The sequence below is a fragment of the Modestobacter sp. KNN46-3 genome, from assembly GCF_011039295.1.
In genome coordinates this window covers 1-26,833 of sequence record NZ_JAAKGN010000003.1, presented here as the reverse complement: position 1 = coordinate 26,833, position 26,833 = coordinate 1, and the positions used below count along the sequence as shown (strand labels likewise).

General features: G+C 74.2%; 24 protein-coding genes and 1 other RNA gene. 13 read left to right on the top strand and 12 right to left on the bottom strand.

What is annotated here, in order from left to right; genetic code table 11:
• Positions 1 to 74 precede the first annotated feature (74 nt).
• Complete coding sequence (locus G5C62_RS01935; protein ID WP_164699803.1) at positions 75 to 1,868, top strand: class I adenylate-forming enzyme family protein; 1,794 nt, start codon at positions 75 to 77, stop codon at positions 1,866 to 1,868.
• Here G5C62_RS01935 and G5C62_RS01930 read toward each other — a convergent pair.
• On the bottom strand, positions 1,798 to 3,939 hold the full coding sequence (locus G5C62_RS01930; RefSeq protein WP_241175652.1) for an MMPL family transporter: 2,142 nt from the start codon (positions 3,937 to 3,939) through the stop codon (positions 1,798 to 1,800). The two genes, G5C62_RS01935 and G5C62_RS01930, sit on opposite strands and share 71 nt — an antisense overlap.
• A gap of 40 nt (positions 3,940 to 3,979) precedes the next feature.
• Between G5C62_RS01930 and G5C62_RS01925 the strand changes: the two genes are divergently transcribed.
• The 4 genes from G5C62_RS01925 to G5C62_RS01910 all read left to right on the top strand — a co-directional run bounded on the left by G5C62_RS01925 (position 3,980) and on the right by G5C62_RS01910 (position 8,817).
• Positions 3,980 to 4,522, top strand: a complete 543-nt coding sequence (locus G5C62_RS01925) for a MarR family winged helix-turn-helix transcriptional regulator (protein WP_164699802.1) — start codon at positions 3,980 to 3,982, stop codon at positions 4,520 to 4,522.
• 83 nt (positions 4,523 to 4,605) lie between these two features.
• Positions 4,606 to 5,634, top strand: coding sequence for a TrkA family potassium uptake protein (locus tag G5C62_RS01920; protein WP_036333323.1), 1,029 nt, complete (start codon positions 4,606 to 4,608; stop codon positions 5,632 to 5,634).
• 300 nt (positions 5,635 to 5,934) lie between these two features.
• A complete protein-coding gene (locus tag G5C62_RS01915; RefSeq protein ID WP_346774110.1) occupies positions 5,935 to 7,134 on the top strand; it encodes an APC family permease in 1,200 nt (399 codons plus the stop codon).
• Between the two features lie 138 nt (positions 7,135 to 7,272).
• A complete protein-coding gene (locus G5C62_RS01910; protein ID WP_164699801.1) occupies positions 7,273 to 8,817 on the top strand; it encodes an MGH1-like glycoside hydrolase domain-containing protein in 1,545 nt (514 codons plus the stop codon).
• Between the two features lie 48 nt (positions 8,818 to 8,865).
• On the opposite strand, the gene G5C62_RS01905 is transcribed toward G5C62_RS01910, so the two are convergent.
• Entirely contained in the window at positions 8,866 to 9,867 is a 1,002-nt protein-coding gene (locus tag G5C62_RS01905) for an aldo/keto reductase family protein (RefSeq protein ID WP_164699800.1), read from the bottom strand.
• Positions 9,868 to 9,991: 124 nt separating this feature from the next.
• Here G5C62_RS01905 and G5C62_RS01900 point away from each other — a divergent pair, with 124 nt between their 5' ends.
• Together G5C62_RS01900 and G5C62_RS01895 are read left to right on the top strand one after the other, a co-directional pair.
• Complete coding sequence (locus tag G5C62_RS01900) at positions 9,992 to 10,498, top strand: hypothetical protein (protein ID WP_052090614.1); 507 nt, start codon at positions 9,992 to 9,994, stop codon at positions 10,496 to 10,498.
• 124 nt (positions 10,499 to 10,622) lie between these two features.
• Positions 10,623 to 11,807, top strand: coding sequence for a serine hydrolase (locus tag G5C62_RS01895; RefSeq protein WP_164699799.1), 1,185 nt, complete (start codon positions 10,623 to 10,625; stop codon positions 11,805 to 11,807).
• Positions 11,808 to 11,847: 40 nt separating this feature from the next.
• On the opposite strand, the gene G5C62_RS01890 is transcribed toward G5C62_RS01895, so the two are convergent.
• Both G5C62_RS01890 and G5C62_RS01885 read right to left on the bottom strand, forming a co-directional pair.
• The gene (locus G5C62_RS01890) at positions 11,848 to 12,498 is read right to left on the bottom strand and encodes a response regulator transcription factor (RefSeq protein WP_164699798.1); all 651 of its coding nucleotides are present in this window, start codon (positions 12,496 to 12,498) and stop codon (positions 11,848 to 11,850) included.
• Positions 12,495 to 13,670 (bottom strand): sensor histidine kinase, encoded by a 1,176-nt coding sequence (locus G5C62_RS01885; protein ID WP_164699797.1) that lies wholly within the window; start codon positions 13,668 to 13,670, stop codon positions 12,495 to 12,497. Before G5C62_RS01885 ends, G5C62_RS01890 begins: the two co-directional genes overlap by 4 nt.
• A gap of 130 nt (positions 13,671 to 13,800) precedes the next feature.
• Here G5C62_RS01885 and G5C62_RS01880 point away from each other — a divergent pair, with 130 nt between their 5' ends.
• The 3 genes from G5C62_RS01880 (at position 13,801) to G5C62_RS01870 (ending at position 16,153) form a co-directional block, all read left to right on the top strand.
• Positions 13,801 to 14,526, top strand: a complete 726-nt coding sequence (locus G5C62_RS01880) for an ABC transporter ATP-binding protein (protein ID WP_164699796.1) — start codon at positions 13,801 to 13,803, stop codon at positions 14,524 to 14,526.
• Entirely contained in the window at positions 14,523 to 15,260 is a 738-nt protein-coding gene (locus G5C62_RS01875) for an ABC transporter permease (protein WP_164699795.1), read from the top strand. Before G5C62_RS01880 ends, G5C62_RS01875 begins: the two co-directional genes overlap by 4 nt.
• 137 nt (positions 15,261 to 15,397) lie before the next feature.
• A complete protein-coding gene (locus tag G5C62_RS01870) occupies positions 15,398 to 16,153 on the top strand; it encodes a DUF6518 family protein (RefSeq protein WP_164699794.1) in 756 nt (251 codons plus the stop codon).
• A 52-nt stretch (positions 16,154 to 16,205) separates the two neighbouring features.
• Here G5C62_RS01870 and G5C62_RS01865 read toward each other — a convergent pair whose 3' ends face one another.
• From G5C62_RS01865 to G5C62_RS01850, 4 genes are all read right to left on the bottom strand, one after another.
• A complete protein-coding gene (locus G5C62_RS01865) occupies positions 16,206 to 16,865 on the bottom strand; it encodes a response regulator transcription factor (RefSeq protein WP_036333338.1) in 660 nt (219 codons plus the stop codon).
• Positions 16,853 to 18,115 (bottom strand): sensor histidine kinase, encoded by a 1,263-nt coding sequence (locus G5C62_RS01860; RefSeq protein ID WP_206330425.1) that lies wholly within the window; start codon positions 18,113 to 18,115, stop codon positions 16,853 to 16,855. Before G5C62_RS01860 ends, G5C62_RS01865 begins: the two co-directional genes overlap by 13 nt.
• Positions 18,116 to 18,194: 79 nt before the next feature.
• Positions 18,195 to 18,677, bottom strand: coding sequence for a hemerythrin domain-containing protein (locus G5C62_RS01855; protein ID WP_164699793.1), 483 nt, complete (start codon positions 18,675 to 18,677; stop codon positions 18,195 to 18,197).
• Positions 18,674 to 19,612 (bottom strand): Rieske (2Fe-2S) protein, encoded by a 939-nt coding sequence (locus G5C62_RS01850; protein WP_164699792.1) that lies wholly within the window; start codon positions 19,610 to 19,612, stop codon positions 18,674 to 18,676. The genes G5C62_RS01855 and G5C62_RS01850 overlap by 4 nt, the downstream gene beginning before the upstream one ends.
• Before the next feature lie 148 nt (positions 19,613 to 19,760).
• On the opposite strand from G5C62_RS01850, the gene G5C62_RS01845 reads away from it, so the two are divergent.
• Entirely contained in the window at positions 19,761 to 20,795 is a 1,035-nt protein-coding gene (locus G5C62_RS01845; protein WP_164699791.1) for a 5-methyltetrahydropteroyltriglutamate--homocysteine methyltransferase, read from the top strand.
• 80 nt (positions 20,796 to 20,875) lie between these two features.
• Here G5C62_RS01845 and G5C62_RS01840 read toward each other — a convergent pair whose 3' ends face one another.
• Together G5C62_RS01840 and G5C62_RS01835 are read right to left on the bottom strand one after the other, a co-directional pair.
• On the bottom strand, positions 20,876 to 21,010 hold the full coding sequence (locus G5C62_RS01840) for a methionine/alanine import family NSS transporter small subunit (RefSeq protein ID WP_164699790.1): 135 nt from the start codon (positions 21,008 to 21,010) through the stop codon (positions 20,876 to 20,878).
• Positions 21,007 to 22,632, bottom strand: coding sequence for a sodium-dependent transporter (locus tag G5C62_RS01835; protein ID WP_164699789.1), 1,626 nt, complete (start codon positions 22,630 to 22,632; stop codon positions 21,007 to 21,009). Before G5C62_RS01835 ends, G5C62_RS01840 begins: the two co-directional genes overlap by 4 nt.
• A gap of 186 nt (positions 22,633 to 22,818) precedes the next feature.
• Between G5C62_RS01835 and G5C62_RS01830 the strand changes: the two genes are divergently transcribed.
• Positions 22,819 to 24,066: a serpin family protein gene (locus G5C62_RS01830; RefSeq protein WP_164699788.1), complete on the top strand. Its 1,248-nt coding sequence runs from the start codon at positions 22,819 to 22,821 to the stop codon at positions 24,064 to 24,066.
• A gap of 144 nt (positions 24,067 to 24,210) precedes the next feature.
• On the opposite strand, the gene ssrA is transcribed toward G5C62_RS01830, so the two are convergent.
• Positions 24,211 to 24,586: a transfer-messenger RNA gene (ssrA, locus tag G5C62_RS01825) on the bottom strand.
• 171 nt (positions 24,587 to 24,757) lie between these two features.
• On the opposite strand from ssrA, the gene G5C62_RS01820 reads away from it, so the two are divergent.
• Positions 24,758 to 25,651, top strand: a complete 894-nt coding sequence (locus G5C62_RS01820) for a dioxygenase (RefSeq protein ID WP_164699787.1) — start codon at positions 24,758 to 24,760, stop codon at positions 25,649 to 25,651.
• A 3-nt stretch (positions 25,652 to 25,654) separates the two neighbouring features.
• Here the strand turns inward: G5C62_RS01820 and corA are convergent, their stop codons facing one another.
• On the bottom strand, positions 25,655 to 26,731 hold the full coding sequence (gene corA, locus G5C62_RS01815; protein ID WP_164699786.1) for a magnesium/cobalt transporter CorA: 1,077 nt from the start codon (positions 26,729 to 26,731) through the stop codon (positions 25,655 to 25,657).
• Between the last annotated feature and the right edge of the window lie 102 nt (positions 26,732 to 26,833).

Sequence of the window (26,833 nt, the reverse complement as noted above, 5' to 3'; positions counted from 1 at the left end):
ATGTCGGTCTCGACGCGGAGGGTGACGTACGCCACCCTGGGCCCCGGCAACGACGCTGCGCGGGAGGACGACGGATGACGACGACGCAGGCCCACGGCACCACCACGACACCGACCGAGCCGTCTGCCGAGCGGTCCCCCTGGCCCCCCGGGCTGCCCCGCTCGCTGGACTACCCGCTCCTCCCGGTCGGCTCGGTGCTGCGGGCCGCGGTGCGCCGCTGGGGCGACCGGACGGCCTTCGTCCACCACGACGTGGAGCTGTCGTTCACCGAACTGGGCCGCCGGGCGCACGCGGTGGCCGCCGGGCTCGCCGCCCGCGGCATCGGCCGGGGCGACGTGGTGGCCGTGCACCTGCCGAACTGCCTGCAGTACCCGGCCGTCTACTACGGCGTGCTGCTGGCCGGGGCCACCTTCTCCCCCACCAACCCGCTGCTGCCGCCGGCCGGGCTGGCGCACCAGCTGGCCGACGCCGGCGCCCGGGCGCTGGTCACCTGGGAGCCGGTGCTGCCCGTCGTCCGCGCGGCACTGGCCGGCACCGCGGTGCAGACCGTGGTGGTCACCGGCCCGCAGCAGATCGCCGACCCGTCCGCCGCCGTCGACCTCACCGACCTGCCGGACGCCGTCTCCCTCGGTGACCTGCTGGCCGCCGACCCGACCGACGCCCACCGCGACGCGGACCTCGACCCGGTCACCGACCTGGCGCACCTGGCCTACACCGGCGGCACCACCGGGGTGAGCAAGGGCGTGGAGCTGCCGCACCGGGCCGTGGTCACCAACGTGCTCCAGTCGGCCTGCTTCAGCACCGGCTCGGTGCCGGCGCTGGACGCCGAGGGCGACGTCACCCTCGACCAGTTCGGCAGCCCGGCCGAGCACCCCACCCGGCTGGGCACCGCCACGATCATCAACCTGACGCCGTGGTTCCACGCGATGGGGGTGATCGGGTACCTCAACGGGCGGGTGCTGACCGGCGCGACCGTGGTGGTCCACGACCGGTTCGACCCGGCGCACTACCTGGCCGACGCCGTCCGGTACCGGGTGACCAGCATCGGCGGGGCGCCACCGGTGTTCGTCGCGCTGCTGCAGGTCCCCGGGATCGCCGAGGCCGACCTGTCCAGCGTGCGCGACTTCCCCAGCGGTGCGGCGCCACTGCCGGTGCCGCTGATCGAGCGGATGGCGGCACTGGTGCCCGGGGTGGTGATCGCAGAGGGCTACGGGCTGACCGAGGTGACGATGATGGCGACCGGCAACCCGCCGCACACCTCGGGGATCCGCAAGGCCGGCACGGTCGGCGTCCCGCTGCCGGACACCGAGATCAGCATCCGCCCGCTCGGCGGCGGCGACCCGCTGCCGGCCGGGGAGCGCGGCGAGGTGTGCATCCGCGGCCCGCAGGTGATGCGCGGGTACGCCGGGCGCCCGGATGCGACGGCGGAGTCGATCGACCCCGACGGCTGGTTCCACACCGGCGACGTCGGGGTGCTCGACGCCGACGGCTACCTGGCGATCGTCGACCGCACCAAGGACATGCTGCTCTACAAGGGCTACAACGTCTTCCCGCGCGAGCTGGAGGAGATCCTGTTCGGCACCCCCGGGGTGGCGGCCGCCGCGGTGGTCGGCCGGCCCGACCCGGAGGCCGGCGAGCTGCCGGTCGCCTACGTGGTGCGCCGGGCCGACGACGCCGGTGCCGCGCTGACCGCGGCGGGCGTGATGGCGGTGGTCAACGAGCAGGTGACGCCGTACAAGCGGCTGCGGGACGTCGTCTTCGTCGACGCCCTCCCGGTGTCGCCGGCCGGGAAGGTGCTCAAGCGCGAGTTGAGTGCGCGTGAGCGTGCCGCGGGCGCGCATGGGCCGGCCGCCGACGGGACCGGCTGAACGGCCACCACCAGTTGACGTCGCCGAACAGCGCGACCAGCGCGGGCGTGAGCACCCCGCGCACCACGGTGGCGTCGAGGAGGATGCCGAGGGCCAGCGTGGTGGCGAAGATCTTCACGTCGACCACCGGCACCGTGGAGAGCGCGACGAAGGCCAGGAAGAGGATCAGCGCCGCCGAGGTGACCAGCCGGCCGCTGTACGCCACGCCGTGCACGGTCGCCTCGTCGGTGCTCATCCCCGCGTCCCGGCCCTCCCGGATCCGGGACAGGATGAACACCTCGTAGTCCATCGACAGCCCGAACAGGAACGAGAACGCGGCCACCGGCACCCAGAAGGTGAGCGTGCCGGTCGCAGAGGCGCCGAAGAGCAGGTCGGTCAGGTTCCCCTCCTGCCAGATCCACACGGTCATCCCGTAGGCGGCCGCGATCGAGACGACGTTGAGCAGCAGTGCCTTGACCGGCAGCCAGATCGAGCGCAGCGCCGGGGCGAGCAGCGCGAAGGTGATGACGACGACCAGCGGCAGCACCCACCAGGCGTTGCCGTAGATCGCCTCGACCGAGTCGGCGTCGCCGGCCGCGGTGCCGCCGACCCGGGCGCCGGGGAGCTCGTCGGCGGCCGCCCGGACGGCGGTGAGCGCCTCCCGGCCGGCCGTGGACGACGGGTCGTCGGCGAGGACCACGTCCACCAGCCCCGTCCCGTCCTGCTCCCAGGACTCCCCCGCCGGCGCCAGCACCCCGGCCACCCCCGCGACCTCGGACAACCGCTCGACGGCGGCCGCGCGGTCGTCGGTGAGCACCTCCACGGGCCGGGCCAGCCCCTCCAGCAGGCCGTCGCCGGTGAGCTGCTGGAAGGCGGTCGCCGCCGGGGACGACCCGGTGGCGATGGCCGAGACCTGCGGGGTGCCCAGCTTGATGCCGAGGACGGGCGCGGCGAGCAGCAGCAGGAGCGCGGTGGCCAACGCTGCGGAGACCCAGCGGTGCCGCACCACCGCCGTCCCGATCCGGTGCCAGGTGCGGCTCTCCGTGCCGCGCAGCCGGCGCCGCGGCCACTCCAGCCGGGGCCCGACCGAGGCCAGCACGACCGGCAGCAGGGTGAGCGCGACGAGCACGCTGACCAGCGGGATGAACAGCCCACCGAAGCCGACGGTGCGCAGGAAGGGCAGCGGCAGCACCACGAGGGACAGCAGCGAGATCGCGACGGTGACCCCGCTGAACACGACCGCCCGCCCGGCGGTGGTCATCGCGGTGCGCACCGCGACCAGGTCGTCGGCGCCAGCGGCGCGCTCCTCGCGCCAGCGCATGACCACCAGCAGCGAGTAGTCGATCGCCACGCCCAGGCCGATCAGCCCGACCAGGTACTGCACGATGAAGCTGACGTCGGTGACCGTGGTCAGGACGAGCACCAGCAGGAAGGTCGTGGTGATCGCCACCGCGGCGACCAGCAGCGGCACCAGCGCCAGCAGCGAGCCGAACACCAGCGCCAGGACGACGATCGCCCCGCCGGCGCCGAGGGCGATCTCCACGATGATCGGGCGCTCCTCACCGCCGCCCTCGGCCAGCACCGGGGTGCCGGTGACGACCGGCTCGGCCCCGGCCACGGTGACCCCCTGCAGCGCTCCCTCCAGCTGGGGCAGCGCGGCCGCGTAGGGCGCCGGGCCCTCGACCGCGGGGGGCCACACCAGCGCGACCGCGGTGCCGTCGGCGGCGAGCACGTCGGCGGCCGCGCCCTCGTCGAGCGGGCTGGCCACCCGCCAGCCGGGCTGCCGCAGCCGGTCGACGACGGCCGCGAGCTCGTCCCGGTTCTCGGCGACGGTGCTGCCCTCGGGCAGGGGGACGGTGACCACCAACGGGTCGACACCCCCGCCGTTGCCGAACTGCTGGGTGATGGCCTGGTTCGCCTCGTAGGCCGGCTGGCCGGGCGTGGAGAAGTCGAAGCCCAGCCGGTCGATCGTGGTCGGCGCGAGCACACCGCCCACCACCGCGAGCGCCAGCCAGGCGAGCACCACGATCCGGCGGTGCCCGAGCACCCAGTCGGCCAGTGCGCCCATCTTCTCCTCCTCGACCCCGACCATCAGGAGACTGATGCTCCGTCGGCAACCTACGGTGTCCTGCGTGGAGGAGCCAGTGGACGGGGTCGATCCGGGGGCAGAGCTGCCGCGCTGGCTCGCCGACGACCCGGCCGGCATCCCCGCCTACGCCCTCGCCCGGGCCGGCGCCGCGGTCAACGCCCTCTTCTCCCGGCAGCTGGCCACCGTCGGGCTGCGGCCGCACACCTTCGTGGTGCTGGTCCACCTGGCCCGCGCCCGCACGCTCACCTCGGCGGAGCTGGCCCGCCGGCTCCAGCTGACACCGCAGAGCATGAGCACCCTGCTGCACGGGCTGGTCGACGCCGGCTGGGTCGAGCGGCCCGGTCCCGTCCGCCGCGGGCAGAGGTCCGAGGTGCACCTCACCGAGGCCGGGCACCGGGCGCTGCTGGCGGCCGGCCCGGTGCTGGCCGAGCTGGGCCGCCCCGCCGTCCTGGGGCTGACCGAGGCGGAGGCGGCGACGCTGCACGGCCTGCTCGAGCGGGTGCTGGCCGCCGTCCAGCCACCACCCGGGGTGGGCCGGGACGGCGGGCCGCAGCCGAACCACGGAGCGGCCGACACCAGCGGTTGAGCGCCCGGCCACCCCGCGACACCCAGCGACGGCAGCTATCGTCCCGCCGGTGACGTGCGAGCAGCCGGTCCGGTGAACGGCACATGGTGAACCAGGACCACAGCGGCGTCCACCTGCCGCACACCGAGGAGTCCCCGGCCCGGCAGGTCTGGCGCCGGGTGCTGATCGCCGCCATCGTGCTGACCGCCACCGTGCTGATCGTCTACCTGCACCGGGACAGCTACGCGGACAACCAGGGCGGCGAGATCAGCGTGCTCGACGCCACGTACTACGCCACCGTCACGCTCTCCACCACCGGGTACGGCGACATCGTCCCGGTGACGCCAGGGGCCCGGCTGGTCAACATCCTCGTGATCACCCCACTGCGGATCACGTTCCTGCTCATCCTGATCGGCACCACCCTGGAGGCGCTCACCGCGCGCTCCCGGGAGGAGTTCCAGATCCGACGCTGGAGGTCTCGCGTGCGCCAGCACGTCATCGTGTGCGGCTACGGCACCAAGGGCCGCAGCGCCATCCGCGCCCTGCTCAGCACGGGCACCGACGCCGAGCACATCCTCGTCGTCGACCCCTCGCCCCAGGCCATCGACGAGGCCACCGCCTCCGGGTTCACCGGCGTGCTCGGTGACGCCGGTCGGATGGAGGTGCTGCGCCGCACGTCGGTGGAGAAGGCCCGGGCGGTCATCGTGGCGGCCGACCGCGACGACGCCGCCGTGCTGATCACCCTGACCGTGCGGCAGCTCAACCCGACGGTGCCGATCACCGCCAGCGTCCGCGAGGAGGAGAACGCCAGCCTGCTGCGCCAGTCCGGCGCCGACTCGGTGATCACCTCCTCGGCCACCTCCGGGCGGCTGCTCGGTCTCTCGACCGACCAGCCCGGCGTGGTCGCGGTCGTCGAGGACCTGCTGACCAGCGGGCGGGGGCTGGACCTGGCCCAGCGCACGGTCACCCAGTCCGAGGTCGGCCTGGCGCCGCGTCAGCTGCGGGACGTCGTCCTGTCGGTGGCCCGCGGCGGGCGCACCCTGCGCTTCGACGACCCGCTGATCGGCACCCTGCAGAGCGAGGACGTGCTCGTGGTCGTCAAGGCCCACCGGGCCGCGGCCGAGAAGGGCTGACCCGCCTCAGCGGAGGTCGCGGATCGCCGCGCGGACGACGACGTCCACCGCCGGCATGTCCGGTTCGGTCGGCTCACCCGGAAGGGCCGGGACTCCGGTTGCCGCTGCCCGAGCACCCACCCAGACTCGGCCGGTGACCCAGCACCAAGATCAGCAGACCGGCGCAGCCGGCGGCGACGACACCGCGCTGCGCCGGGCGATCAGCGGCCGGTTGCTCTACCTGTTCATCCTCGGCGACGTCCTCGGCGCCGGGATCTACGCGCTGGTCGGGGAGATCGCCGGCGAGGCCGGCGGCGCGATCTGGGTGCCGATGCTGCTCGCCCTGCTGCTGGCGCTGCTCACCGCCGCCTCCTACGCCGAGCTGGTCACCAAGTACCCCCGGCCGGCGGCTCGGCCGTCTTCGCCGAGCGGGCCTTCGGCAAGCCGCTGCTGTCGTTCCTGGTCGGCTACTGCATGCTCGCCGCCGGCGTCACCAGCGCCGCGGGCCTGTCCCTGGCCTTCGCCGGTGACTACCTCGGCGTCTTCCTCGACGTCCCGGCGGTGCCGGCCGCACTGGTGTTCCTGCTGCTGGTGGCGTTGCTCAACGCCCGCGGCATCCAGGAGTCGGTGCGGGCCAACGTGGTGATGACCGTGGTCGAGGTGTCCGGGCTCCTGCTGGTCGTCGTGCTGGGTGCGATCGTGCTCGGCCGCGGAGACGGCGACCCGGGCCGGGTGGTGCAGTTCCCCGACGGCGTCGCGCCCGGCACGGCGGTGCTGGCCGCGGCGATCCTGGCCTACTACTCCTTCGTCGGCTTCGAGGTCTCGGCCAACGTCGCCGAGGAGGTGCGCGACGTGCGGCGGGTCTACCCGCGGGCGCTGTTCGGTGCCCTGCTCACCGCCGGGGTCGTCTACGTGCTCGTCGGACTGGTCGCCTCGATCGTGTTGCCCGCCGATGAGCTGGCCGCCTCGACGGGCCCGCTGCTGGCCGTGGTGCAGGCCAGCGGGGTGGCGGTGCCCGACCAGCTGTTCAGCGCCATCGCGCTGATCGCCGTCGCCAACGGCGCCCTGCTCACCATGATCATGGCCAGCCGGATGGCGTTCGGGCTGGCCGAGCAGCGGCTCGTGCCCGCGGCGCTGGGCCGGGTGCTCCCGGTCCGGCGCACCCCGTGGGTGGCGATCGTGGTCACCACCGCGGTGGCGATGGCGCTGACCCTGGTCGGCGACCTGGGGGCGCTGGCGAACATCGTCGTCCTGCTGCTGTTGCTGGTCTTCCTGAGCACGAACGTCGCGGTGCTCGTGCTGCGCCGCGACCGGGTGGCCGCCGAGCACTTCACCGCACCCGTCGTCCTGCCGGTGCTCGCGATCGGCTCGTGCCTGCTGCTGCTCTCGCAGCAGGAGGCCGTCACCTGGCTGCGGGCCGGGCTGCTGCTCCTGGTCGGGGTGCTGCTGTACCTGCTGGCCCAGGCACCCTGGTGGGGTGGCCGGCCGACCCGCCCGCGCGAGCCCGCCCCGGTCGGATGAGACTGCAGGCGTGGCGGTCAACGACCACGGCGTGACGTTCGCGTGAAATGTGCCTGACGGGCCGTCGTCCTCCCGCCTTCCGGGTGAGGATGGCCGGGCACCGGCGAGAGGGCACCGGCGAGAGGAACGGACCTGCAGATGACCGTGTCCCAACCGAGCGCGGTGGAGATCGGGCTGATGTCCGGCCGCGCCGGCTACGTCCTGCGGGCCAACGACCGCGGCGCCTTCACCGTCGCCTCCCCCACCCTGTACCCCCACATGTGGAGCTGGGACGCCGGCTTCGTGGCGCTGGGCATCGCGACGGTCTCGGTGCCCCGAGCGCTCAACGAGCTGCGCAGCCTGCTGTCCGGGCAGTGGGCGACCGGGATGATCCCGCACATCCTGTTCCACGAGCCCAGCGACTACTTCCCCGGTCCGGAGCGCTGGCGCACCCAGGTGGCCGCCGCCCGCCCGGCCGGGGTGCTGACCTCGGGCATCTGCCAGCCGCCGATCCACGTGATCGCGCTGTCCCGGATCCTGCACGACGCCCGCCGGAGGGGCGGGGCGGACCAGGAGCTCGCCGAGGAGTTCGTGCGGGAGACCTTCGACCAGTGGCTGGCCTGGCACCAGTACCTGGCCACCGCCCGCGACCCGTACTCCTACGGGTTGGTGGAGATCCACCACGGCTGGGAGTCGGGGATGGACGACTCCCCGCGCTGGGACTCCCCGTACGCCAACGTGCACCCCCAGCCGGACATGCCGCCGTTCGTCCGCGCCGACCTCGCGCACGTCGCCGACCCGTCACAGCGGCCGACCGACGCCGAGTACGCCCGCTACCTGTGGCTCGTGGAGCAGAAGGTCCGCAGCCGGTACGACGACACCGCCTACCGGGCGACCGGCGACTTCGTCGTGGGCGACGTGCTGGTGTCGGCGCTGCTGGCCGCCGCCAGCGACCTGCTCGCCGACATGGGCGAGGAGCTCGGGATCGGCGGCGGCACGGCCGGGGGCGTGGAGCAGTCCCGCGCCATCGCCCGCCGGTTCCGCACCGGGGTGCTGCGCTCGGTCGACCCGCAGACCGGGCTGGCCCGCGACCTGGACCTGCGCACCGGCCAGTGGCTGGACGTGGAGAGCGCCGCCGGGTTCGCCCCGCTGCTGTGTGGCGGCGACGAGGCGCTCACCCGCCGGCAGCGTGACCTGCTGCTCGGGCCGCGGTGGTGCGGGCACTCCCGGCTGCGCTGGCCGGTCATGCCGTCGGTCTCCCCCGCCTCACCGGCGTTCCGCGAGCAGACCTACTGGCGCGGGCCGCAGTGGCCGGTGCTCAACTGGCTGATGGCCTGGGCGCTCAACCGCTCCGGTGAGACCGAGGCGGCCAACCAGCTGCGGCTGGCCGGGCTCTCCCAGCTGATCGACTGCGACTTCGCCGAGTACTACCAGCCGGTGACCGGCGAGACGCTCGGCAGCCGCGACCAGTCGTGGACGGCGGCGATCGCACTGGACTTCCTGGCCGCCCGGCGCCCGGCGCAACGGCGCCCGGTCCGCTGGCTGACCAGCGAGCTGCCGCGGATCACCCCCGCCCACCGGGACGCCCACCGGGCGGCCCAGCACGCCTCGCCCACTCCGCACGCCGGGCACCTCGCCGGGCACCGCCCGCCGCACAGCCGCGGCCCGGCCACCACCCCGCAGCCGCAGCAGCGGCCGTCCTGACCCCGCCGGGCCGAGCGGGCTCCGGGGTGGAGCCCGCCCGGCCAGGTCTCAGGGCCGCGGGTCCGGGCTCTTGGTCAGCGCCGGGTCGGTCAGCGCCACCGGGGCGAGCACCTCGTCGATCCGCCGCTTGACGTCGTCGTCGAGCCGGACCCCGGAGGCCTTGACGTTGTCGGTCACCTGCTCCGGGCGGCTGGCGCCGATGATCGCCGCCGCCACGTTCTCCTCCTGCAGCACCCAGGCCACCGCCAGCGTGGCCATCGTCAGCCCCAGGTCGTCGGCGATGGGCTTGAGCTCCTGCACCCGCTCCAGGACGTCGTCCTTCAGCCAGCGGGCGATCATGTTCGCCCCGCCGCCCTTCTCGTCGGTCGCCCGCGAGCCGGCCGGGACGGGCTGGCCCGGCAGGTACTTGCCGGTGAGCACGCCCTGGGCGATCGGGGAGAAGACGATCTGGCTGATGCCCAGCTCACGGGAGGCCGGGATGACCTCGGCCTCGGGCACCCGGTAGAGCGCGGAGTACTGCGGCTGGTTGGACACCAGCGGGATCCCGAGCTCGTCGGCGAGGGCCTTGGCCGCCCGGATCTGCTCGGCCCGCCACTCCGAGACGCCGATGTAGAGCGCCTTGCCGCTGCGCACGACGTCGGCGAAGGCCAGCATCGTCTCCTCCAGCGGCGTCTCGTGGTCGTAGCGGTGCGCCTGGTAGAGGTCGAGGTAGTCGGTGCCGAGGCGGGTCAGCGAGGCGTCGATCGACTCGAGCACGTGCTTGCGGGACAGGCCGCGGTCGTTACGGCCGGGCCCGGTCGGCCAGTAGACCTTGCTGAACAGCTCGATCCCGCTGCGCCGCTCACCGGCCAGCGCCTTGCCCAGCACCTCCTCGGCGCGGCCACCGGCGTACACGTCGGCGGTGTCGAAGGTGGTGATGCCGGCGTCCAGCGCGGCGCGGACGCAGGCGTTGGCCGCGTCGGCCTCCACCTGGCCGCCGTGGGTGATCCAGTTGCCGTAGGTGATCTCGCTGATCTTCAGGCCGCTGCGGCCCAGGTGTCGGAACTCCATGTGTCGTTCCTACCCGCTGGCCCAGGTCACGGCTCGGCATCGACTCCACGGCCGACGGGAGTGCGGCGCAGCGAACGGGGCAGTCCCTCCACCGACGACGCCCACGACCTGAAGGAGCCCCCCTGTGAAGCGGACGATGCTCTTCTCCGCCACCGCCGCCGCCGCCCTCGGGCTCACCGCCTGCGGGGGCGAGAGCACGGCCGGCGTCGGGGGTTCCATCGAAGGGCTGGGCAACGGGGAGGTGACCGAGAGCCCCGCGGTGCTGGTCGACCTGACCGGCGAGCTGGTCGACCCCGAGGGCAGCGTGCTGGGCACCGCCACCTTCACCAGCACCGACACCGGCACGGAGATCGAGGTGGAGGCCAGCGGGCTGACCCCGGGCGACCACGACATGCTCCTGGTCAGCGAGGGCGGCTGCACCGAGGGCGCGGTCGACAGCGCCCCGGTGGCCGACCTCCCGGCGCTGCCGGTGACCGAGCAGGAGATCGGCCAGCTGGACACCCTGGCCGGGGAGTTCGACCTGGACCTGCTGGCCGACGAGGACGGCACCTCGCTCATCGTGCTGCCGCTGGACGACGAGGTCCTCGCCGAGGGCGCCGCCTGGTCTGCCTGCGCCTCGATCGAGGGCTGACGGCGGGACCCACGCCCGGGTGCAGCCTGCGCCACCTCGGGTGACCCCCGGGCGGGATCGATCGGGGCGGCCTCCCCGGACAGGCTCGAGAGGTCCGCACGACCGACCGCCCCCAGGAGTCCCCGTGTCCGCAGCCACCCACCCGAACCGCTCCCCCGTCCCGCGCCGCACCTGGGCCACGCTGCTGGTCGCCGCCGCCACGGTGACCGCCGCCGGCACCACCGGCCTGCTGAGCCCGGACGACGCAGCGGCCGATGCCGCCCGGCCGGCGCACGCCCTGCAGGACGAGCTGGACGGGCTCGTCGCCGACGACGGCTTCCCCGGCGCGCTCGCCGCCGTCCGCGGCCCCGGCGGCCGGGTGCACCACCTCACCGCCGGGGTCGGCGACCTGACCACCGGCGAGCCGGTGCCGGTCGACGGCGAGGTGCGGATCGCCAGCAACACCAAGACCTTCGTCGCCACCGTCGTCCTGCAGCTGGTCGAGGAGGGGCTCGTCGATCTGGACGCCCCGATCGAGCAGTACCTGCCCGGCCTGGTCCGCGGCCCCGGCGGCGACGGCAACGCCATCACCGTGCGCCAGCTGCTGCAGCACACCAGTGGCCTGCCCGACTACGACGACGTCGTGGTGGCCGACTACCTCGCGGTGCAGCACCGCTACGTCGAGCCGCACCAGCTGCTCGACATCGCACTGGCCCGCCCGGCCTCCTTCGCCCCCGACGCCGGCTGGGAGTACAGCAACACCAACTACGTGCTGGCCGGACTGCTCGTCCAGGAGGTCACCGGACGGCCCATCGGCGAGGAGATCACCACCCGGGTGGTCGAGCCGCTCGACCTGGACGACACCTACTGGCCGCACGAGGGCGAGCAGGAGCTCCGCGGCGCCCACCCGCACGGCTACTACGCACCCGAGCCGGGGGCCGAGCAGGCCGACGTCACCGTGCAGGACCCGTCCTTCGGCTGGGCCGCCGGGCAGCTGGTCGCCAGCCCCGGCGACCTGCTCGAGTTCTTCACCGCCCTGGTCGACGGCGAGCTGCTCGGCCCGGCGATGCTCGCCGAGATGCAGTCGACGGTGCCGGCGCCCGGCTCGGCCGCCAGTGGCGACGAGGCCTACGGCCTGGGGCTGCAGACCTTCACGCTCAGCTGCGGCGGCACCGCCTGGACCCACGGCGGTGACATCCCCGGCTACGAGACCCGCAGCGCGGTCACCGAGGACGGGCGCGGCGCGGTCGTCGCGGTCACCGCGCTGCCCACCGAGCTGGAGCAGATCGTGCACGTCGAGGACGTCGTCGACGCCGCCGTCTGCGGGTGAACGACGACCCCGGCTGCGCCGTCGTGCGCAGCCGGGGTCCTCAGCGCAGCGGCACCAGCCCCGACTCGTAGGCAGCGATCACGGCCTGCGTGCGGTCCCGGGCGCCCAGCTTGCGCAACAGGCTGCTGACGTGGGTCTTGACGGTCTGCAGGCCGAGGAACAGCTCGGTGGCGATCTCACCGTTGCTCAGCCCGTGCGCCATCAGCCGCAGCACGTCCGCCTCTCGATCGGTCAACGCCACCCGCGCCGCACCTCGGGCCGTGCCCCCGCCCGCGTGCCGGGCAGCGAGGGAGCGGATCGCGGCCGGGAACAGCAGGCTCTCGCCCCGGGCGACGACCCGCACGGCGTCCACGATCTCGGCCGGCCGCGCGCGCTTGGGGAGGAACCCGTCGGCGCCGGCGTGCAGGGCCGCGACCACGTTCTCGTCGTCGGCGAAGGTGGTCAGCACCAGGACGCGCGGGGCGGTGGGATGGCGTCGGCGCAGCGTGCGGGTCGCCTCGATGCCGTCGACCAGCGGCATCCGGATGTCCAGGACGACGACGTCCGGGCACGACCGCGCCACCGCCGGCCCGACCACGGCTCCGTCCGCGACCTCCCCGACCACCTCGACGTCCTCCTGCGCGTCGAGGATCGTGCGCAGGCCGCTGCGCACCAGCTCCTCGTCGTCGACCAGCAGCACCCGGATCGTCATCCCGGCACCGGCAACCGGACGGCGACCCGCCAGCCGCCGTCGACCCGACCGGCCTCCGCGGTGCCACCGAGCGCCGCGACCCGGTGTTGCAGGCCGGGCACCCCGCTGCCGATGCCGGCCGTCGCGGGCAGCGCCGCCGGGACCGGGTTGCGGACGTCGACCACCAGTCCCCCGCCGCCCACCTCGACCTGCAGCCGCACCGGCACCGGGCCGGCGTGCCGCAGCGCGTTGGTGAGCGCCTCCTGCACGATCCGGTACCCCTCCTCCGAGAGCTGCCCCGGCAGGTCGGCCACCCGGCCCGTGACGTGCAGGTCGACCTGCGCCCCGGCGGCCTCGGCCGAGCGCACCAGCCGGTCGAGGTCGGCCAGCGTGGGCGCCGCGACAGGCGGGCGGGTGGTGTCGCGCAGCAGGCCGAGCACCCGTTCCAGGTCGTCGGCAGCCTGCCGGGCGCAGTCCTCGATGGCGCGGAGCGCGCCGTCGACGAAGGCAGGGTCACGGCCGGCGACCTCCCGCGCTGCGCCGGCCTGGAGCAGCGTGACCGTCAGCGCGTGCCCGATCGAGTCGTGCAGCTCGGCGGCCAGCCGGGTGCGCTCCAGCAGCCGCTCGGTGCGGGCCCGCTGCGCGGCCAGCCGCTCGGCCGCCGAGGGGTGCAGCAGGTGCCGGGCGGCCGCGGCGAGCAGCGCGCCGAGGGCGGCCAGGGCGTACACCAGCGCGATCACCAGCAGCAGTGCGAGCGGCAGGCCGACCCAGCCCGGGACGCTCGCCGCGGGCCACCGTGCCGACGGGAGGCCCAGCAGGGACCAGGCGGCGGCCACGCCGACCGCCGCCAGCTGACCGGCCAGCACGCCGAGCTCGACCCGCACGACCAGCCAGCCCAGCAGCCGGGCCCGGTCCGACCAACTGCGCGACGGCTCGACCGTGACGTCGTCGTCGCCGGGCAGCACCAGGGCGCGCGCCTGGACGCCCTCGCTGCGCCGCACCACCGGGACGGCGGCCAGCAGCGCCAGGAGCGGCAGCGGGGCCAGCGCGAGCCCGGCCAGCGTGGCGGGTGAGGTGTCCTCCAGGCCCGGCCAGACCATCGCGCAGGCGGCCGCGACCCACAGCCCGACCGCCAGGTGCAGGACGCGCGTCCACGTCGTCCTGCTGGTCACCGGTCGCAGCACGCTGTGCACGCGGCCATGATCCCGTCTCCCGGCCGCCCGCGGCCTCCCGCTGGAGAGGGAGCCGGACGGACCGTGCGGTGGAGGTGCCGGGGCGCCGGGTCGGCCAGCGTGGACGCATGCCGGACGACGGGAGCGGGACGTGATCGAGGTGCGTGGACTGACCAAGCGTTACGGCCCGGTGACCGCGGTGGCCGGGCTGACCTTCGACGTGCCCCCGGGCGTGGTCACCGCCTTCCTGGGGGCGAACGGGGCCGGGAAGTCGACCACGCTGCGGATGCTGCTCGGGCTGGACCGGCCGACCGCCGGCACAGCCCGCATCGACGGTCAGCACTACGCCGAGCTGCGCGACCCGCTGCGGACCGTGGGCTCACTGCTCGACAGCAGCGCACCCCACCCCGGCCGCACCGCCCGGGCACACCTGCGCTGGCTCGCCGCGAGCAACCGCGTCCCCGGCCACCGGATCGACGAGGTCCTCGAGCTGGTCGACCTGACCGCCGTCGCCGACCGGCGGGTGCGCGGGTTCTCGTTGGGCATGCGCCAGCGGCTCGGCCTGGCCGCGGCCCTGCTCGGGGACCCGTCGGTGCTGCTGCTGGACGAACCGGTCAACGGCCTGGACGCCGAGGGCATCCGGTGGCTGCGCACCTCGCTGCGGCGGCTGGCTGCCGAGGGCCGCACGGTCGTCGTCTCCAGCCACCTGATGAGCGAGGTCGAGCAGACCGCCGACCACCTGCTCGTGATCAGCCGCGGCCGGCTGCTGGCCGACACCCCGCTGCCCGACTTCCTCGCCGAGCACTCCGCGCCGGGGACCGACCGCCGGTCGCTGGAGGACGCCTTCCTGGCCCTCACCAGCGGGGCCGAGACGTGATCGCCGCCCTGCACGCCGAGTGGGTCAAGGCGACGACGCTGCGGTCCACCTGGCTGTGCCTGGCCGGCTTCGCCGTGGCCGTCGCCGGCATCAGCGCCGCCGTGGTCGGTGCGATCGGTGACCTCCAGGCCGCCGAACCCGGGTACGACGCCGGCCTGCTCGCCTTCTACGGCCTGAACTTCGGGCAGGTGGCCGTCATCGTGCTCGCGGTGCTGCTGACCGCCGGGGAGTACGGCCGGCAGACCGTGCACGACTCGCTGGTCGCCGTCCCCCGGCGCGGGGTGTTCCTGGCGAGCAAGGTGGCGGTGGGCGCCGCCCTGGTGCTCGCCACCGCTGCGGTCACCGCGCTGGTCACCGTGGTGGTCACCCAGGCCCTGCTCGGGCCGGCCGGGGTCACCCTGTCCGAGCTCGCCCGGCCGACCGTGGCGGCAGCGCTGTACCCGACGCTGCTGGCCGTGGTCTGCATGGGCGTGGCGATGATGATGCGCGACCAGACCATCGCCCTCGGGCTGGTGATCCCGTTCTTCTTCCTGGTCTCGCCGCTGCTCGAGCTGGTGCCGGTGCTGCAGCGCGTCGCGGTCTGGCTGCCCGACCGCGCCGGCCAGGTCGCCCTCCGGCTGCACGCCCGCCCGATCGACGCCTTCGGACCGGTCACCGGGCTCGCCGTGCTGACCCTGTGGGCCGCGGCGGCGGTGCTCGGCGCCCGGTGGGCACTGCGCCGCCGGGACGCCTAGGTGTCCCGCTCGCTGAGGTCGGCACGGAACGGGGGGTGCCGGATCGACAGCCCGTCCGACCTGAGGATGGGGAGTGTTCGCCGATGTCCTTCCGTGGGCTGATCCGCGGGTGACCTGCTGCGTGTCAGGGTTCGCCGGTGAGCACTCCCGTTCCCGCTGCCGCCGCCTCATCCGAGGCTCTGCAGGCCATCCCCGACCGTCCGCTCGACGTCGCCCATGACCGGGTCGACGGTGGCGGTTCCCACCTCGCGCCCCGTGAGGAGCGGCGACCTGGCCTGGGTGCCCCGGTGGCGCTCGGCCTGGCCGTGCTGATCGGCCTGGCATGGGGAGCGGCGACGTCCGGCCTGCAGACGGTCCTGCCCTCGCCCTTCTCCGGGCTCGCCAACGCAATCAGTCCCTGGGTCGCCCCCGCCTTCGCCGTCGGTGCGCTGACCAGGCGGTCGTGGGTCGCTGCCGTCGCCGGGGTGCTCGTCTGCCTCGGCGAGGTCGGCGGGTACTACCTCACGTCCATGGCGCGTGACTTCGACGTCAACCCGACCATGGTCGTGTTGTGGGTGGCCACCGGCCTGGTCGGCGGTCCGGTGTTCGGCGCGGCGGGGTGGTGCTGGCGTCGGGCGCGGTCGCTGCGCTGGGCGGGGCTGAGCGCGGCGCTCGTGGGCGGGGTGTTCCTCTCCGAAGGCGCCATCGGCTACGGGGTCTACCTGCACTACGTCGGCGACGCCGTCGTCTTCTGCACCCTCGGGGCTCTGCTCGTGGTGGCCCTGGGAGCCGCTGCGCGGGCGGCACGAGAGATCCGAGCGCCTGGTCGGGGCATCGGCACCGCCATGGCCTGGCTGCTGCTCGTCCTCCCGCTGGGTGCCGCCGGGCAGGCGCTGCTGCGAGCCGTCGCCTGAGCCGTGCCCGGCGCGCACCCGCATGTCCCGATGCGCGCTTGGGGAGGATGCGCTACGCGCGGCGGCGGACGTCCTCCAGGTAGCGGAGCACCGCGGTCACCCGGCGGTCGGCGCGGTCGTCGGGGGGCAGGTCGAGCTTGGCGAAGATGCTGCGGATGTGCTTGTGCACCGCGCCGTCGGTGACCACCAGCCGCTCCCCGATCGCGGTGTTGCCCAGCCCCTCGGCCATCAGCGCCAGCACCTCCCGTTCCCGCGGGCTGAGCCGCTCCAGCCGGGTGTCGGTGCGGGTGCGGGCGAACAGCTGGGCGACCACCTCCGGGTCGATCGCCGTGCCGCCCGCGGCCACCCGGTGCAGAGCACCCAGGAACTCCTCCACCCGGCCGACCCGCTCCTTGAGCAGGTAGCCCAGCCGGGCGGCGCCGCCGGCGAGCAGGTCGGTGGCGAACGCCTGCTCCACGTGCGCCGAGAGCACCAGGACGGCGAGGTCCGGCCGGCGGCGGCGCGCCTCGACGGCGGCCACGATCCCCTCGTCGGTGTGCGTCGGGGGCATCCGGACGTCGACGATCGCGACGTCGGGCCGGTGCTCGTCCAGCGCGGTGAGGAACTCCGCCGGGCCCCCCGCGGTCGCCACCACGTCCAGCGACTCGGCACGCAGCAGCAGGGCCAGGCCCTCGCGCAGCAGCGCGTCGTCCTCGGCGATCACGATCCGCACGGCAGCTCCACGGTGAGGGTGGTCGGCCCGCCGGGCGGGCTGGTCAGGGTGAGGGTGCCGTCGTGCGCCTCGACGCGGCGGCGGATGCCGACCAGCCCGGAGCCGCCGCCCTCGACGGCGCCACCGGCGCCGTCGTCGGTGACGCGGACGCACAGCCGCTGCTCGCGCAGCCGCACCTCGACGGCGGCCCGGCCGGCCCTGCTGTGCCGGGACACGTTGGTCAGCGCCTCGGCGACGGCGAAGTAGGCGGTGGCCTCGACGGAGGCGGCGCAGCGGACCGGCACGTCGACGTCCACCTGGCACGGCACGGCGGAGGTCGCGGCCAACCCGGTGAGCGCCCCGGCAAGGCCGCGGTCCTCCAGCACCGGCGGCAGGATGCCGCGGGCCACCGACCGCAACTCGGCCAGCGCCTGCTCGGCGGCGTCCTGCGCCCGCTCGAGGATCTCCTCGGCGGCCGCCGGGTCCCGGAGCACGGCCCGCCGCGCGGCACCGAGCAGCACGGTGACGCCGACCAGCCGGTTCTGCGTGCCGTCGTGCAGCGAGCGCTCGATCCGGCGCAGCTCGGTGGCGTGCGCGTCCAGGGCGGCGGCGCGGGTGGCGGTCAGCTGCGCGACCCGCAGCGAGAGGTCGGCGCCGGCGTCCGCGGCGAGCAACCGGCGTCCGCGCCGGGCGAGCAGCTCGGCGACCGGCGGGGTGAGGACGACGGTGAGCAGCGCCCAGCCGACGCCGATCGCCACCACCGGGGCGACGCCGGCCCAGTCCTCCACGACCCAGAAGGTGAGCGCATCGGTGGCCTGGTCGTCGGGGAGCAGCTGCCACCACAGCGGGAAGGTCAGCTCGCGGACGGCGTAGATCGGCAGCAGCAGTCCGACCGCCGACAGCAGCAGGCCGGCCGTCGCGTGTCCGGCGAGCCAACGGAGCTCGCGCCGGGTGGCCGGGTCGGCGGCGGCGTCGCGGAGCTGCCGCGGCGGTGGCGGCGGGCCGACGACCTCCGGGCCCCAGCGGCCGAGCCGGGCCCGTTCCCGCTCGGCGACGGCGTGCGCGCCACGCAGCCCGGCGGGCAGCGCGAGCAGCCCGACCCCGACCACGCTGGTGACCACGGCGACCAGCAGGAACAGCAGCACGCCCAGCGCCAGCAACGCGGTGCCCAGCGCACCCGGCAACTGCTCCAGCGCGACGAGGCTGCGGCCGGCGGAACGCGCCAGGGGGCCCCGCGCAGCGCCCGCGCGCTGCTTCCCCGTCGTCCCCACGGCTGCAGACGGTAGGGCCCGGCACCGGCCGGGGACAGCGAACCGGCCCAGGAGTACAGCCTGCTGTACCCCGGGCGGGTCAGACCAGCTTCAGCGTCATCCGCTTCAGCCGCACGATCAGCCGCATCGCGCCCGACCGGCCGAGCTCGTCCTGCCGTTCCTGCAGCTGGCGACCGAGCTCCTCCAGCCGCTCCCCGCCGAGGGCGTGCGCCTGGGGGAACATCCGCTGCTCCTCCTCGAAGGTGTGGTGGCGCAGCGTCGACTCGAGCATGCGCACCTCGGTGACGAACTCCGGGTCGTCCAGGGACGTGCGCATGACGGTGGCGAGCTGGTCGTCGATCTGGCGGTGCTCGGCGTGAGCCACCGAGAGCAGCGGGGAGACGTCCCGGACGGCGGGGTAGAACAGCTCGTCCTCGATCTGGGTGTGCACCTCCAGCTCGCGCAGCAGGTCGTCGCGCAGCCGCCGGCGATCCGCGACCTGGCCGTCGGTCGTCTCCGCCAGCTGCCGCAGCAGCCCTCGCAGCACGTCGTGGTGGGCGATCAGCACCTCGTCGGCCTTCATCGGGACGCCTCCTCGACGGTCGTCGTCGCAGTGGGGCCGCGCCAGTGCGCCCGGCGCCGTACCTCGACCTGGCCTCCGCGAACCCGGGTCTCGAAGCACGGCAGCGGCGCGGTCGACGGGCCCTGCGCCGGCTCGCCGGTGGCCAGGTCGAAGCGGGACCCGTGCCACGGGCAGACCAGTTCACCGCGGTGCAGCCAGCCCTCCCCGAGCGGGCCCCCCTGGTGCGGGCAGATGCCGCCCACGGCGTGGACCTCGCCGTCCTGGGCGACCAGCACCACCGGCACGCCGTCCACGTCGGCCCCGACCGGTGTGCCGTCGACAAGGTCGGCCTCCGCGAGCACGGGCGTGAACCGGCGCGGCTCGGGGCTGCGCTGGGCGTGGTCGGTGCCGAGCCCGTGGCGGTAGGACAGCGCTCCGCCCAGCCAGCTGCTCGCCAGCGTGAGCGTGAGGCCGGCGGCCGCGGTGACCCGGGCCCGCACCGCGCGGCCCCGTCCCCGGTCGGCGAAGGACCACACGTAGAGCGCGAGGGCGGTGCTGTTCAGGCCCGCGTGCACCAGGCCGACCCGCCGGGCGCCGTCGTGGGCGTGCTGCCAGTCGGTGAACCCGGTCGCCGCGGAGGCCACCGCACCGGCCACGCCGACGCCGACCACGGTACGGGCGGCCGGCCCGGCCCCCGGTCCCCCGCGGCCGGTGGCGTCGAGGCCGTCGAGCACCGACGCCGCGGTCCAGGCGCCGACCGGCACGGTGACCAGGGCGGGGTGCAGCGGGTGGCCGAGCCAGACGCCGTGCAGCAGGTCCTGGAGCGGCCGGGCGTACCGGCCGGTGAGCAGGTACGTCAGTGCGACGCCGTGTTCGACCTGGTAGCCCGGGGCGTCCAGCAGCTGCCAGCGCTCGACCGCCCCCAGGGCGCCTTCCAGCCGACTCCGCACGCTCACTGGGGCACGTCCCGTCCAGTCACGTTCCCCGGGTGCCCGATGCCCGGCGGCCGAAACGACGGGCCGAGGTCGCCGCCGGGTCCCGGTGACCGGTCGCCTCGCACGCGGCGTGGAGGATCGGGGCCGTTCGCGTCCTCAGGAGGAACAGATGCCAGCCCCGCTCCCGCCGCTGCCCACCACCGTCGTCGGCAGCCTCCCCCAGCCCGACTGGCTCATCGACCGTGACCGGCTCGGGCACCAGTTCCCGCCGCGGGTCCGGGCCAGGGAGCTGTGGCGCGTGCCCCCGGAGTTCCTGCAGGAGGCCCAGGACGACGCCACGCTGGCCACCATCCGGGCGCAGGAGCAGGCCGGGCTGGACATCGTCGGCGACGGCGAGATCCGGCGCGAGTCGTACTCCAACCACTTCGCCACCGCGCTCGAGGGCCTGGACCTGGACCACCCCGGGTCGGTGCGGAACCGCTCGGGCATCGACATCCCGGCCCCGCGGGTGGTGGGTGAGATCCGCCGTCCGGGGCCGGTGCAGGTGGACGACGTCCGGTTCCTGCGCGCGCAGACCGACCGGGCCGTGAAGATCACCGTGCCCGGTCCGTTCACCATGGCCCAGCAGGCGCAGGACGACCACTACGGCGACGACCGGGCCCTGGCGCTGGCCTACGCCGAGGTCGTGCGCGCGGAGATCGCCGACCTGTTCGCCGCCGGCGCCGACATCGTGCAGCTGGACGAGCCGTGGCTGCAGGCCCGTCCCGAGGTCGCCCGTCGCTACGGAGTCGAGGTGCTCAGCGCCGCGCTGGCCGACGCCCCCGGGCCGGTGCACGTGCACGTCTGCTTCGGCTACGCGGCGATGGTCGCCGACCGGCCCGAGGGCTACTCGGTGCTGCCGCAGCTGGCCGACGTGCCGGCCGCGGCGATCTCGATCGAGACGGCGCAGTCGCACCTGGACCCGGCGACCCTGCGCCCGCTGCGCGGCAAGGGCGTCGCGCTCGGCGTGCTGGACCTCTCCACGCCGGAGGTGGAGACCCCGGAGACGGTCGCGGACCGGGTGCGACGCGCGCTGGACCACGTCGACGTCGACACGCTCGTGCTGTCCAGCGACTGCGGGCTGAAGTACCTGCCGCGGGAGTCGGCGGCGGGGAAGATGCGCTCCCTGGCCCGAGCTGCCGAGCTGCTCCGCGCCGAGCTCTAGCCGGACGGCGGACGGCGTGCGCTGACCGCCGGGGTGGACCCGCTCCGGCCGACACCCCCGCGCACGCCGTCCCTCGCTGGTCAGAGGTCCCGGCGCGGCCCCTCGGTGCGCTCCTCGACGGCGCCGTGGCGCAGCAGGCTGGCGACGGCCAGGGCGAGGCCGCCCCAGATCACGACCATCGCCACCACCATCATCACGATCGCTGGCGTGCTCATCGGGGTCCTCCGTCGTCCTGCGGGCGGTCGTGCGGGGTCGGGTCCGTGGTGGCGGGCGCGTGCAGCGGCGCGGCCGGATCGGAGCCGGGTGGTGGTCCGTCCAGGTGCGTCCCGGCGCGCCACGGCAGCCGGGCCAGCAGGAAGCCGAGGAGCGGGAGCGCCACGACCAGCGCCCAGCCGAGAACCAGCAGGAGCCAGGCGGGGTAGTCCTCGTAGCGCGCGGCGAGGTCGTCCCGCAGCGCGAGGACGAGCACGACGGCCAGGCCGACCGGGGCGACGACGCTCGTCAGCAGGCGCCAGCCGGTGCCGACCCGGGGACGGCCGTGGACGTTGAGGTGCGCGCCGAGACCCGGCAGGGCCCGCACCACCCAGGAGACGACCAGCATGCTGACCAGCGCCACGACGAGGATGCCGTACTGGTTGACGAAGTGGTCGACGACGTCGAGCACGTAGATGCCGCTCGTCGTGCTGAAGAGCACCAGGCTCAGCACCGCGGCGGGGACGCCGACCGCGAGGGTCGCGGTGAGCCGGCCGGTGTCGAGCTTGTCGCGGACCGCGGAGATCACCACCTCGATCACGCTGATCAGCGAGGTGATGCCGGCGATGACCAGCGCCCCGAAGAACAGGACGCCGAGGAGGGCGCCGGCCGGGGCCTCGCTGATGATCGCCGGGAAGGCGATGAAGGCCAGGCCGATCCCGCCGCTGGCGACCTCGTCGACCGCCTGTCCGTTGGCCTGGGCCATGAAGCCCAGGGCGGCGAACACCCCGATGCCGGCGAGCAGCTCGAAACCGGAGTTCGAGAAGCCCACGACGAGGCCGGAGCCGACCATGTCCTCGCGGCGGCGGACGTAGGAGGCGTACGTGATCATGATGCCGAAGCCGACCGACAGCGAGAAGAAGATCTGGCCGAACGCGGCGGCCCAGACCGAGGGCGAGGTCAGCGCCGACCAGTCGGGCGCGAACAGCGCGTCGAGGCCGGCCCCTGCGCCCGGCAGCAGCAGCGCCTGCACCACGAGGGCGACGAAGGCGAGCACCAGCACCGGGATGAAGACCAGCGAGGTCAGGCCGATGCCGCGCTGGACGCCGAGCGCCATGACCACCAGGACGGCCAGCCAGACCAGGGCGAGGGGCACGAGCACCCCGGGCACCACGTCGGCGGTGACCCGGACGTCGCCGGCCTGGAGGAACTCGCCGAAGAAGAAGCCCTCGGGGTCGTCGCCCCAGGCCAGGTCGAGGGAGAAGAAGGTGTACCGCAGCGCCCACGCGATGACCGCGGCGTAGTAGACGGCGATGACGAAGCAGATGCCCACCTGCCACCAGCCGAGCCCCTCGGTGCCGCGGCGCAGCCGGGCGAAGGAGAGCGGTGCGGAACCGCGGTGGCGGTGGCCGATCGCGTAGTCGAGCAGCAGGAAGGGGATGCCGGCGGTCAGCAGCGCGATCAGGTAGGGCAGCAGGAAGGCGCCGCCGCCGTTCTCGTAGGCGACGTAGGGGAACCGCCAGATGTTGCCGAGCCCGACCGCCGACCCGATCGCCGCCAGGATGAAGACGCGCCTGGAGCTGAACCCGCCGCGGCGCTCCTCCTCGTCGGGCTGCTCCGTGGCCCGCCCCGCCGTCGTGCTCATGCGACCTCCTGTGTCGTGATCCGCCGAGGAGAGGATGTCAGGCCCCGGCGCTTCGGCGGCATCGTCCCGGCGCCCTCCCAGGTCACGGGAGCAGCACGAAGGCAGCGCGGTCCTGTACCGGCACGGCTCTGCACGGTCATGCTGACCCCGTCCGTGACGCGGGTGACAGCGGGGAGGAGGGACGCGGTGGCCAGGTGCAGTCGGGGACGGGTCCTCGCCGTCGCGGCCGGCTCGGCGGCGGCGCTGACCGCCTGCGCCACGGCCGGCACTGATCCCCTCGGCCACCGCGGGCAGGTCGTCCCGGTGCAGGTGGGCACGCTGACGGCGGACGACGTCGCCGAGGCACAGACCGCGTTCGGCGTCGACCTGCTGCACGAGGTCTGCGTGCGCACCCCTGACCAGACCGTGCTGCTGTCCCCGACCTCGGCAGCCGGGGCACTGAGCCTGCTGTACCCCGCCAGCCGCGGGCAGACGGCGGAGGCCGTCCGCAGCGTCTTGCACCTGCCGGAGTGGTCCCCCGACCTCGTCGCGGCGTTCCGCGACCACACCGGCGCACTCGACGGCCTCCGCCACGAGGGCGATCTCGAGGACGACGATGCGCCGGACTCCCTGCAGATGAGCAACCGCCTCTGGATCGCCGACGGCATGGAGCCCGACCCCGACTACCTGGACGACATCGCGACGGGCTTCGACGCCGACGTGCTGGCACTGGACTTCGCCGGCGACCCGGGTGGGGCAACCGACCGGATCAACGCGACGGTCGAGGAGGACACCCGCGGGGTCATCGAGGAGCTCCTGCCCGAGCCGCTGAAACCGAACACCGTCGCCGTGCTGACCAATGCCCTGCACCTGACGGCCAGGTGGGCGATCCCCTTCACCGACACCCGGCCGGCTCCGTTCGCTGCGCCGTCCGGTGAGGTGACCGTCGAGATGATGAGCGGCGCGACGGGCGCCTCCCGCGCCGCGGACGGCTGGCAGGCGGTCGAGCTGGCCTACCGCGACGGAACGCTCAGCGCCGTCGCCGTCCTGCCACCCGAGGGCACCGACCCGTGCACCGTCGACGCCGCCACCCTGACCGACCTGCAGGCCGCCGAGTCGGCGGAGGTGGGCGTGCAGCTGCCACGGCTGGAGCTCGAGCAGTCGCACCAGCTGCTGGACGTGCTGGCCGCGATGGGGCTGCCGGTCGAGGGTGGTGACTACTCCGGCCTCGGCCGGGACGGTCTGGCCATCTCGGAGGTCGTGCAGCAGGCGTTCCTCGACGTGGACGAGGACGGCACCGAAGCGGCCGCTGCCACGGCCGTGGTGGTCGAGGAGGCGGCGGCGGCACCCCCGTCGGCGGTCGTGTCGTTCGACCGACCCTTCCTCCTCGTGCTGACCGACACGGAGACGCGCTCACCGCTGTTCATGACCGTCGTCCAGGAACCGTCGGCCTGAGCTCCCCAGCGCGGGCACCGGCACCGGACGCACGAAGGGCCCGGTCGAGTGACCGGGCCCTACGTGGTGGAACGGGGGCTTCACCAGCGGATGCTCCTCGAGCGGCGGACCCGGAACCGGACCAGCTCGTCGAGGACGATCCTGTGGTGGAGGCGGCGGGAATCGAACCCGCGTCCTGCGACGCATCACCAGGGCTTCTCCGAGCGCAGTTCGCTCTGCCTCTGCTCGGCCCTCCCGATCTCACGAACGAGTCGGGATGACGGGCCCAGTCGCTGTTTGGTGTCCCACACGCACCCGCGACCGGTGCGTGCGGTGAGTCATCTAGCTGATGCCAGGATCCGGGCCGATGACGAACCCGGGCTGACAGACTCGCCTAGCTGCTGTTAGGCAGCGAGAGCGAAGTCGCGCTGATTGGAATCGGCGCTTGTGTTTTTTGCAACGGATGGTTAACGAGATCATCGTTGCCTTCCTCGGCTCGCTTCCCCTGGTCAGACGACCGCAGTCGAGACCAATCGCCCCCCTGTGTAGTTGTACGGCCAGCATAACGGCACACGTCCCCGAGGTGTTCCCGAGCGCGCGCCCCACCCTGACGCGGCTCGCGGACGACACTGCACACCGTCCAGCACGTCACCGCCGGGCCGTCGGCGCTCCAGCTGCCGGTGGTCCCGCTCGACCCGCCAGGGGGCAGCGCATGACCGACGACGTCACCGCCGACATCGACGAGCACACGATCACCGACGCCGTCGTCGCCAGCTTCGCCGCGACGCCGGACAGCCGGCTGCGGGACGTGCTGGGCGCGCTCGTGCGCGGGCTGCACACCGCGATCCGGGAGGTGGAACCGACGCTCGCCGAGTGGGAGCACGCGATCGACTTCCTCACCCGCACCGGGCAGACCTGCGACGACGTGCGGCAGGAGTTCGTGCTGCTCTCCGACGTCCTCGGGATCTCGTCGCTGGTGGAGAACATCAACCACCGCAAGGTCGGCGGGGCCACGGAGGCGACCGTCCTCGGCCCCTTCCACATGACCGTCTCGCCACCTCGTCGCAACGGCGACTCGATCGACGAGCTGGGCGGCGACCAGCCGTGCGTCATCACCGGCCGGGTGCTCTCGGTCGCCGGCGAGCCGGTGCGCGGGGCGAGCGTCGACGTGTGGCAGGCCGACGGGAACGGGTTCTACGACGTCCAGCAGCCCGACGTGCAGCCGGCGGGCAACGGTCGCGGCCTGTTCACCACCGACGAGGAGGGCCGGTTCTGGTTCCGCACCACCGTCCCGGCGCACTACCCGATCCCCACCGACGGCCCGGTCGGCGAGCTGCTCGCGGCGACCGACCGGCCGCCGTTCCGCCCGGCGCACGTGCACTTCATCGCCGATGCGCCGGGGTTCGTGCCGGTGACCACGCACGTCTTCGTCGACGGCAGCCCGTACCTGGACGCCGATGCGGTCTTCGCGGTCAAGCGCAGCCTGATCCGCGACTTCGCCCCCGTCGACGATGCCGAGCAGGCGGCCGGGTTCGGCACGGTGAACCCGTTCCGGCTCGCCGTCATCGACCTCGTCGTCGAGCCGACCGCAGCGCCCTCGCCGTGACCCTCAGATCCAGTCGCGGCGCTTGAAGATCACGTACAGCGTGAGGCTGACCATGAACATCAGCACGACGGCGAACGGGTAGCCGTACTGCCACTCGGTCTCCGGCATGCTCTCGAAGTTCATCCCGTAGACCCCGCCCACGAGGCTGGGGGCGAAGAGGATGGCGGCCCACGCGGAGATCTTCTTGACCTCCTCGCCCTGGGCGAGGCTGGTCTCGGTGAGGGTCTTCATCTCCTCGTTCTGCCGCTGGGCGACCAGCGTGGCGTTCACGGTGAGGATGTCGCGCAGCTGCAGCCGGAAGCCCTCGACCCGCTCGGTGGTCGAGGTGACGTGGTCGGCGACGTCCCGCAGGTGGCTGCGCAGCTCCTCGTCGACGCCGTACTTCTCGAACCCGGCGGTGATCGCGGCGAGGATGCCGGTCAGCGGCTGGACCGCCCGCTGGAAGTCCAGGACCTCCTGGGACAGCTCGTAGATGCGCCGGGACACCTGCGGGTCACCGCGGAAGACCTCGACCTCGATCTCATCGATGTCCTTGTCCAGCCCGGCGACGACCGGGGCGTACCCGTCGACGACGGCGTCCAGGATCGCGTACAGCACCGCCTCCGAGCCGCGGGCCAGCAGCTCCGGCGAGCTCTCCAGCCGGCGGCGCACCCGGGCGAGGTCCGGCGACTCGGCGTGCCGCACGGTGATGGCGAAGTCCTTGCCGAGGAAAAGGTGCAGCTCGCCGAACTCCACCTCCTCGGCCTCGTCCAGGTACCGGGCGGCCTTGAGGACGACGAACAGCGTGTCCCCGTACCGCTCGAACTTCGGCCGCTGGTGCGCGTGGATGGCGTCCTCGACCGCGAGGTCGGGCAGGCCGTACTGCTCGGCCAGCTCACCCAGCGCGGCCGGCTCCGGGCGGTACAGCCCGAGCCAGACCATCCGGTCGTCGAAGCCCTCGGTGAGCCACTCGTGGCTCTCGGCCGCTGATGCGGGCGTGGCGATCCGCCGTCCGGCGGCGTACACCGCGTTGTCGACCAGACGCGAGCGCCGCTCGGCCGCGGTCTCCGGGCCGGGCTGCTCGGCCGGCCGCGGGGGCACGGCGCGGGGGAGAGCTGTCCGGGCTGGACCGCCTGCTGCTGCACAGCCCCGCCGTCGCCGAGGGGTGGAGCGCGCTGCTCGGGGCGCTGCGCAACGGGACGA

What these genes read in the sequence shown, in the direction of transcription:
- G5C62_RS01820 (WP_164699787.1), top strand. Translation starts at nt 24,758, where the DNA reads ATGACCGACGACGTCACCGCCGACATCGACGAGCACACGATCACCGAC.
- G5C62_RS01840 (WP_164699790.1), bottom strand. Translation starts at nt 21,010, where the DNA reads ATGAGCACGCCAGCGATCGTGATGATGGTGGTGGCGATGGTCGTGATC.
- G5C62_RS01935 (WP_164699803.1), top strand. Translation starts at nt 75, where the DNA reads ATGACGACGACGCAGGCCCACGGCACCACCACGACACCGACCGAGCCG.
- G5C62_RS01930 (WP_241175652.1), bottom strand. Translation starts at nt 3,939, where the DNA reads ATGGTCGGGGTCGAGGAGGAGAAGATGGGCGCACTGGCCGACTGGGTG.
- G5C62_RS01910 (WP_164699801.1), top strand. Translation starts at nt 7,273, where the DNA reads ATGACCGTGTCCCAACCGAGCGCGGTGGAGATCGGGCTGATGTCCGGC.
- G5C62_RS01855 (WP_164699793.1), bottom strand. Translation starts at nt 18,677, where the DNA reads ATGAAGGCCGACGAGGTGCTGATCGCCCACCACGACGTGCTGCGAGGG.
- G5C62_RS01920 (WP_036333323.1), top strand. Translation starts at nt 4,606, where the DNA reads ATGGTGAACCAGGACCACAGCGGCGTCCACCTGCCGCACACCGAGGAG.
- G5C62_RS01845 (WP_164699791.1), top strand. Translation starts at nt 19,761, where the DNA reads ATGCCAGCCCCGCTCCCGCCGCTGCCCACCACCGTCGTCGGCAGCCTC.
- G5C62_RS01905 (WP_164699800.1), bottom strand. Translation starts at nt 9,867, where the DNA reads ATGGAGTTCCGACACCTGGGCCGCAGCGGCCTGAAGATCAGCGAGATC.
- G5C62_RS01890 (WP_164699798.1), bottom strand. Translation starts at nt 12,498, where the DNA reads ATGACGATCCGGGTGCTGCTGGTCGACGACGAGGAGCTGGTGCGCAGC.
- G5C62_RS01835 (WP_164699789.1), bottom strand. Translation starts at nt 22,632, where the DNA reads ATGAGCACGACGGCGGGGCGGGCCACGGAGCAGCCCGACGAGGAGGAG.